Raw genomic sequence first — 7,401 nt, 5'->3', positions numbered from 1 at the left:
AGGCTCGACGGCCTGAAGCGGGGGCGCATGCTGCGGCTCCATCGTAGATATCCGCAACCTCAACGCCGCCGGCGTCAGCGAGAATGAGTCAGAGCCAAAGTTCGACGCCGATCCAGGGTCAATGTTCAACGCTGTTTGACAGGGTGACCCCGTGTCCGCGGGGCCGGCTGGTTCCGGGATGTCCCCGGAGGGCGTGCCCGATACGCACTGACCGAACAGCCTGCTCGCCATCCGGCTGGAACACGTATGTTCGAGGTTTTCGACGCCGGAGGAGCACCGGAGGTCCTGCGCGGCCGGTCGCTTGGCTTGGAAGATGCCCTTCCATGCCGCGGCACAGGGCGGGTCAACCGCGGTTCATGAGCGCCAGGCGTCGGACCGTCACCATGATGCACCGGTGACCAATGGTGAGCCCGGACATGGACTGCCGTCTCTCACCCGGAAGGGCGCCTTCCCCCGAATCCTCGGCGATGGCGCTCGCCCGCCAATCGGGGGTTAGATCCCGCCCGGAAGGTATTAGTCCCTCGTTCGTCCCAGGATGCGTCCCGTCAAGCTATTGACAGGATTGAATTACAAGCGCCGCAACGACTTATCCGTCGCCCGGGCATTAATCCCCTCAGCTCCACCACTTATTTTTCGGTCCAGAAAAGTAAGTGGTGGCAATGGGTTACAAGATAGCAACCCAGTCTTTCGACCCCAGTATCCCCATCAGGTGGGTGGATTTCTCCCCCGCCCGAAGCGCGCGGCACGAGCTCATTCCTTCGTTCGATTCCTTTGGCGCTGTGGTGTGGTCCAACCGCACGCCGCACCACGCGCACTAAACGCCGGATACGCACGCTTGGTCACCCGGCGCACGTTGGGCGAATGCGTCGACCAAGGCGCGCTGGATCTGCGAGCAGGCTCACCAGCCGATGAAGAGAAGCTCGGCCTCGACCACTTCAAGGGCCGCTCGTGGACCGTGCTGCATCGGCACGCTCTGATGGCGATGAGGGCCTACGCCTTCCTTCAGACACGGCGCCTCGCAGCGGCAGGACGAAAAAAGACATGCCTGCCAGCCGCCCTAGCCCCGGATGCCGGCGATCCGGCAGGCCATCCTCGATCACCTCAGTCGGCCACCGCCGCGGCGATGCCCACACTGTAGCACCCTCCTCAATCTCCTACCCTGAAATCAATCCGCCAACGTAGTGCCAGGCCCGCCAGTCATGTGAGGCTCGGTGTGGCGGGGGATCTGAACACCGCAAGGCACGGGTCCATGGCCCTCCCCTTCACACAAATCGCTCGCCCCATGAAGAAGGGCCGCCTCCATGGAAGCGGCCCCTCGTCGATCGAACTATGAAACGGCCCTCGTTCAGGCCGCCCTCACGGTAGCGAGGAAGCGTCCGACCTCGGCGTTGAGGTGCTCGGACTGACGCGAGAGTTCGGAGGCCGCACCCAGAACCTGACTAGCCGCCGCGCCTGTCTCCTCGGCTGCGTTCGCCACACCTGAGATATTGCTTGTCACCTCACCTGTGCCCATCGCCGCCTGGCTGACGTTGCGCACGATCTCCTGCGTAGCAGCGCCCTGCTGTTCGACAGCCGCCGCGATGGAGGTGGCGACGTCGTTAATCTCGCGGATGCGCCCGGTGATGCCACCGATCGACGTCACCGCCTGCCCGGTCGAGGCCTGGATCTGCGCGATCTGCCCGGAGATCTCGTTCGTCGCCTTGGCGGTCTGCTCGGCCAGCGCCTTCACCTCGGAAGCGACGACGGCAAAGCCTTTGCCGGCTGCCCCGGCACGGGCTGCTTCGATCGTGGCGTTGAGCGCCAGCAGATTGGTCTGGCCGGCAATGTTCGAGATCAGACCGACCACGTCGCCGATCCGGGACACGGCCGCGCTCAGTTCCTGTACCAGCGTGCCGGTCTGATCGGCCTCCCGAACGGCCCGCTGCGCGAGTTCGGCCGAGCCTGCGACCTGGCGGCCGATTTCCTGGACGGACGAGCCAAGTTCCTCGGCCGCCGCGGCGACGGTGTTGACGTTCGAGGCCGCTTCCTCGGCTGCCGCCGCCACGGTGGTGGACTGGCTGGCAGTCTCGGTCGCCGTAGCGGTCATGGTCTGCGCCGTTGCCTGCAGTTCGGTCGCAGACGACGACACCATGCCGATGATGCCGCCGACCGCAGCCTCGAAGCCGTCGGCCATCTGCCGCATTCCGACCTTGCGCTGCTCCTCCGCGGCCAGGCGCGCCTGCTCAGTTTCCGCCTCCAAAGCCCTCATGCGGATCAAGCCGTCCTTGAACACCTGAACGGCGTCCGCGATCGTACCGATCTCGGTCTTCTGACCCCGATGCGGGATCTCCACCGAGAGGTCCCCGGCAATCAGAGCCTGCATCGGCTGCACCACCGAGGCGATGCCACGGGTGATGCCTCGGATGATCAGGAGCGCCGCAATGGCGGATACGGCGAGACCGAGTAGTATGGCGGTCACGCCCCAGACCGACGTGCTCTCATACGTGGCTTTGCTCTGCGCCTGAGCCCGGGCAGCTCCCTCGTTGTTGAGGACCAGCAGCTTGTCGAGCGCTGTCGAGGCTGCGCGGCGTGGGATGATGCCCTTGCTCTCGTAGAGGGCGAACGCCTCGGCCTTTTGTCCCTTGCGCGACAAGTCCAAGACGGCATCGCGAACCATCTCAAAGCTGCGGTATTCTCGCGCGAAAGTTTCGTAGATCGCACGCTCCTCGGGCGAGCTGATCAGCGTCTCGTAGAGTGCTTTCTTCTCACCAAGCTTCTGAGCGAAGCGCTCCGTATCCTTCTCGATGCCACCGAGGAGCGCGGGATCCGTCGACTGGGTATGGCGCAACATGGAGCCCGAGGTACGGGCTGTAAGCGTATCGATTTCACCCAACACGCGGATGCTCGGCAACCAGTTCGTCTCTACATCGACGGCCTGCTCGCGCATCTTCTGGGTGCTGGCTAGCCCTAGAAACCCGACGCCGACGAGCAGCAAAGATAGGATTGAGAACGCGAGGATCAGTTTGTTGCGGATCGACATTGGTTGAAACGACACAGCGTACCTCGTAAGGCAGCCACTAAGCCGAAACGCTTCAAGCCACCGGAGCCGCAACCTGATCCGGAATAGTTAATAGACATCGAAGCTATAGTTCGGAATAGCATTTAGCGATGGCGCTCAGCGTTGTTTCTGTATGTATCCCGGCCGTCCCACTTTGGGTATTGAGCGGCGGCTGGCTGACCAGGGCGCGTGTCTGGGAGCGTGCGGTCGCCGCCCGTTGGTTCACTTTGGTATCGGGCCGGCCGGGATACGGACGGTCTCGCTCGAAGCGTAAGGACCGCCGAACAGGTCACCGGGCGCCGTCCGCCTGCCGACGCGTATAGCCCAGCGGCCCACAATCCCGCCGCGATCGGCGCGCTAACTCGATGCCATGGCGGTGGCGGCCGCCGTGTTCATGCCGCTGGGAGTACTGCGTTGGTCAATACCCTGTTGGCGCTGCTTGCCGTCCTCGCCGTCATGGCTGCCCACGCCACCTACAAGCTGGTGCGCCTGCCTTTTCGGCTTCTTGGTAACCTGTTTCGGCATAAGGCTCGGCCAGCCACGCTGATGGCGCGCTAATCGAGCGGCGCCATCCAGCTCTGAAGGGGGTACGTCAGGATCGCCCACGCCGGTGCGATACACGTGCCTTCATGGTTGATCAGGAATACCCCATGCGGAAACTGCTCGCGCTCATCGCGGCCATGGTCGTATGCGCGGGGCCGGTGTTCGCCCAGGTCGACCAGACTGCGCGCGCTTGCGTTCAGGATCCTGAGACGACAGGTGCTTTGCCTGCCGACCCACGCAGCCTGTACATGCCGGGCGAGCGGCTATTCCGACGCGACGTGGATCCGCCAGACGTCAGTTGGCAGGACGAGGCTCGGGAGAGTTCCGAGCAGCGCCGGCGCGATCTGCTCGACTGTGGGGTAGACTGACGCACGCCCAGAGGCTGGGATCCTTGATCGCTTGATCCCGTTCCCATTCATCGCAGCGGTTGAGTGCCCGCACGCTCCCGCACGCGAGCGCGCCGGTTGCCGTGCCCCCCGTTCACGCGCGGCCGGCGCGTCCTAGGCCCGGGGGCCAACCTGGGACACGTGAGCGTTCTGTCTGGTCACGAGCGCCTAACCCACCTCCAGCATGATGCCTCTGGGCCACGTTGCGTATCGGCCTACCGCGGGTGAGATCGGACGGTCCCCCGCCCCGTGAGCAGATCGGGGCGGGGCCGAGCGGCCGACGCCTGGCATTCGGCCGGCTGATCGCTGCCCTCACGGACTAAGAGTTCGCTAACGCTCCGACACCACGCTGTGGGTATGTCGAAGCGTACCACCCGCACCCTCCGAGCCGCTCTATGGATCTCCGCCCTGGTGCTGTGCTGCATCTCCGCGGCCATGCTGGTCGAGGCGAATAGGCCTAAGGCAGGGGGCCAACGCCTCGTCGACGATCCGACCATGACCGGATCGGTCGCGGGTATGCGCTGGTGCGGCGCTGCTTCGTGGTGCCGCTGACGACCGACTCTCGCGTCGGCGGCCCGTCGACAGGCTTTGTTAACCATGCGCCCTCACCCCGTGGGCATCCGCTCGCAGGTGCCTTTCGACGTCCGAGCCCTCGCGTAGCGGTGTCAATTCGATAAGCAGCCCATCGCTATGCCCTTCGTACAAGATTTGCTCGCACGCTTCCGTCAGACCGTCACTGCCTATGCGGGCGACGAGGCACTGATGCAGGCCGGGGTTTCGGCCGCTGCCAACGTCATCGTTGCCGATGGCGAGGTTGCCGGCGCAGAGTTCGAGACCGCGCTGACCGGGGTGATCGCTAGTCCGATCCTGGAAAAGGGCTACGACGTCCTGATGCTGGAGGAGGCACTGTACGAGGCGATCGGCCGGGCGCGCACCCGAGCAGGACGGGCTGACAACCTCCGCCGGGTTGCGGTCATCGCCGGCCGGCCAGCGGAGCAGCGCGAGGGTGTGTTCCTGGTGGCGGCAGATGTGGCTGACCACGACGGAATCGCCGAGATCGAGCACGTCGCGCTGGCTGAGATCGCCACGGCCTTGCTCGTAAATAAGACACTGTTGCTGGAGGCCGTGCCGGCGCGATCTAAACGACTGCAAACGCAGGGGTAGACCCGTCATCCGTCAGCGTGGCGATCAGCAGCCAGAGCGCCCTGTGTTCTGGTCCGCCACGGTCTGCAGCGAGGAACGCAGACAAGCCGATTTCCGTCACGTGCCCACCCGAGGCAGGATTGGCCTCGTGCCGAATGAGGCTTCGTCCGTCGGTCGGATCGCAGATCAGCAACCATCGATCGCCGTTCGAGCTGGCATGGAAGAGCCGAGCCACCACGACGCCCTGCGTTAGCGGACCGACTGACCCAGGCAGGCCGCGACGCTGGTGGCACGCGAGCCGACCATCCGCGCGTCCTTGCGTAGACGATCCTCCGTGACCCCAAAGCGGAGGGCCCAAAGCGCGCGGGCAGCGCGGTCGAACACGTCGATATGGGCCTTGTCGTGCAGTTCGGTCGGCATGGGGTGATCCGAGGGCGTTACCACGACGCTGAGTGTCTGGCGTGCAACCCTGCAGCGCCGCCCGGGTTGCACGCCCGTCCCAGTCATTCACCGCAATCCGAAAGGGCCTGAACGCCGGCCTGAATCCGCTGGTGGGTTGCGGCTGTAAAGTCATGGTTAGCTATCACCGAGGACCGATCGGAACAGCTAGCTTGGCCGTCTGTTCTGCCGACATGGAACATTATCGATCCACCTTGGCCACCACGGCGATCGCAGTTGCCGGCCTGCTTGCCGCGGCTCATGTGCTGCATCCGGGCAATTACGAGCGATCTGATCGAAGGGCGCGGGTCGTCACGGTGGCTATCAATGCGCCATCAACGTCGCCGGCTTGGACCGACCCACCTGGGAAACTACACGGCAGCGAACCTGCATTGGTAATGGCCAACAGCAGAGCGCTGCTGTCGCATCATCTGACGGTGACTCCGCCGCCGGGAGCAAGGTCGTCGCCGACATTGTCGGGCAAGCTCATGCCGCCGGCCCCTCAAGGGAAGGCTGCTGAAGGCGACCCGATTGGCGACCTCATCCGCGACCTGGATCTCAATCGGGCGAGCTGACGATTGAACTCTCTTCGCTCGTAGACCCTCAGGCATCGGGCCCTCCGAAAAGATCGCCCCTCGCCCTGCGTCGGAACAGCGTCCGCCAAAGCCGCCGCTGATGCTCCGGCCGGTCGCGGATCCTGTGGCATCGCCGGCGGAAGGCCGCGAGGCTGGCGTCCGCGTTGCTTGAGATGTCGTGGTTCCGATGGGCCGCTGCCCGGACGACCTGCGTTCGACGGGCACGGCCTGGGATGTCGGCTTCCGCGACTATCCGGATCCGCCTGCCCCGCCCATCGCGCCACCGGCCGGCTTGCGCGCCCCACCAGAGGCCATCGCCGATGGTGGTGGACCATCTGCGTGGACGATCCACCCCGTAGCATCTCAGCCACAGCCAGCTGTCAACGTACCGACAGGTGGAAACCAAAGCGCCTCTGGGATGTTGTGGCGCTCGAACGTGTACATCGCGAAGTATTGCAGCGGTCTAGTGCGCGTTCATAGACGGTTTACTACGATAGCCTCCCTCGCCAGCAAGCGGTGTGTCCATAAAACTACAGCCAATTCGCTCACCGTCCGGTAGCCATAGCTCCAGACGAAATTCTGGACCTTACCCGATGACCAAGCTCCTCGCCTCTCTGGCCGCCTTCACCGCCCTGACCGCCGCCGCCTCGGCTGCCGACCTGCCGCGCCGCGCCGCCCCGCCGCCCGTGTTCACCCCCGTTCCGGTGTTCACCTGGACCGGCGCCTACTTCGGTATCAACGCCGGCTACGCCTTCGACGCCAGCAGCAACAGCAACAACAACTCAACCTTCGGCGTCCCAACCCCCTACGCCGCCGCCGGCACCACCGCCACCTTCCGCAACCGCAGCCAGGACGGCTTCTCCGGCGGTGGCCAGATCGGCTACAACTTCCAGCTGACCCCCGGCAACGGCGTGGTGTTCGGCATCGAGGCCGACGCCCAGTACCTCGACTTCGGCCGCAGCCGGAACAACGCCTTCGTCAGCGGCGCCGTCGCCCCCGGCTACTACGTCACCCACCCGCGCGGCCTGTCGAGCCTCTACTACGTCGGCATCGCGCGCGGCCGCCCCGGCTACGCCTGCGACCGCACCCTCGTGTCCGGCACCGGCGGCTTCGCCTACGGCTCGGCCAGCCCTGACCGTTCGTTCGGCGGCTTCCCCGGCAACGACAGCTTCCGCACCGGCTACGCGGTCGGCGGCGGCATCGAGTACGCGCTCCCCACCGACTCGTTCCTGAACTTCTTCCGCTCGTCGGCCGTGACGCTCAAGGTCGAAGGCCTGTA

The 7,401-nt window shown here is 65.1% G+C and carries 7 protein-coding genes and 1 pseudogene; 6 read left to right on the top strand and 2 right to left on the bottom strand.

Annotated elements, in window-relative coordinates; translation table 11 throughout:
• Positions 1 to 863: 863 nt before the first annotated feature.
• Positions 864 to 1,138, top strand: a pseudogene (locus MKK88_RS15600) (IS701 family transposase); the annotation flags it as partial.
• Between the two features lie 207 nt (positions 1,139 to 1,345).
• Here the strand turns inward: MKK88_RS15600 and MKK88_RS15595 are convergent.
• Positions 1,346 to 3,034, bottom strand: a complete 1,689-nt coding sequence (locus MKK88_RS15595) for a methyl-accepting chemotaxis protein (protein WP_244001199.1) — start codon at positions 3,032 to 3,034, stop codon at positions 1,346 to 1,348.
• A gap of 417 nt (positions 3,035 to 3,451) precedes the next feature.
• Here MKK88_RS15595 and MKK88_RS15590 point away from each other — a divergent pair, with 417 nt between their 5' ends.
• The 3 genes from MKK88_RS15590 to MKK88_RS15580 all read left to right on the top strand — a co-directional run bounded on the left by MKK88_RS15590 (position 3,452) and on the right by MKK88_RS15580 (position 5,130).
• On the top strand, positions 3,452 to 3,595 hold the full coding sequence (locus MKK88_RS15590; protein WP_167627822.1) for a hypothetical protein: 144 nt from the start codon (positions 3,452 to 3,454) through the stop codon (positions 3,593 to 3,595).
• A 92-nt stretch (positions 3,596 to 3,687) separates the two neighbouring features.
• Positions 3,688 to 3,948 carry a hypothetical protein gene (locus tag MKK88_RS15585; RefSeq protein WP_244001197.1) on the top strand — a complete coding sequence of 87 codons (261 nt, stop codon included), beginning with the start codon at positions 3,688 to 3,690 and terminating at the stop codon, positions 3,946 to 3,948.
• Positions 3,949 to 4,656: 708 nt separating this feature from the next.
• Entirely contained in the window at positions 4,657 to 5,130 is a 474-nt protein-coding gene (locus MKK88_RS15580) for a tellurite resistance TerB family protein (RefSeq protein ID WP_244001195.1), read from the top strand.
• 228 nt (positions 5,131 to 5,358) lie between these two features.
• Here the strand turns inward: MKK88_RS15580 and MKK88_RS15575 are convergent, their stop codons facing one another.
• A complete protein-coding gene (locus tag MKK88_RS15575) occupies positions 5,359 to 5,529 on the bottom strand; it encodes a DUF3606 domain-containing protein (RefSeq protein ID WP_244001193.1) in 171 nt (56 codons plus the stop codon).
• A 191-nt stretch (positions 5,530 to 5,720) separates the two neighbouring features.
• Between MKK88_RS15575 and MKK88_RS15570 the strand changes: the two genes are divergently transcribed.
• Together MKK88_RS15570 and MKK88_RS15565 are read left to right on the top strand one after the other, a co-directional pair.
• Positions 5,721 to 6,122, top strand: a complete 402-nt coding sequence (locus MKK88_RS15570; RefSeq protein WP_244001192.1) for a hypothetical protein — start codon at positions 5,721 to 5,723, stop codon at positions 6,120 to 6,122.
• 593 nt (positions 6,123 to 6,715) lie between these two features.
• A partial coding sequence (locus tag MKK88_RS15565; RefSeq protein ID WP_244001190.1) for an outer membrane protein occupies positions 6,716 to 7,401 on the top strand: 686 nt, incomplete at its 3' end.

Origin of the sequence: Methylobacterium sp. E-005, assembly GCF_022829725.1 — a bacterium.
Classification (GTDB): Bacteria; Pseudomonadota; Alphaproteobacteria; order Rhizobiales; family Beijerinckiaceae; genus Methylobacterium.
The sequence above is the reverse complement of the archived record's forward strand: the minus strand, read 5'-3'. Positions and strand labels throughout refer to the sequence as shown.

Coding starts and splice junctions, on each gene's coding strand:
- MKK88_RS15585 (WP_244001197.1), top strand. CDS start 3,688: ATGCGGAAACTGCTCGCGCTCATCGCGGCCATGGTCGTATGCGCGGGG.
- MKK88_RS15580 (WP_244001195.1), top strand. CDS start 4,657: ATGCCCTTCGTACAAGATTTGCTCGCACGCTTCCGTCAGACCGTCACT.
- MKK88_RS15575 (WP_244001193.1), bottom strand. CDS start 5,529: ATGCCGACCGAACTGCACGACAAGGCCCATATCGACGTGTTCGACCGC.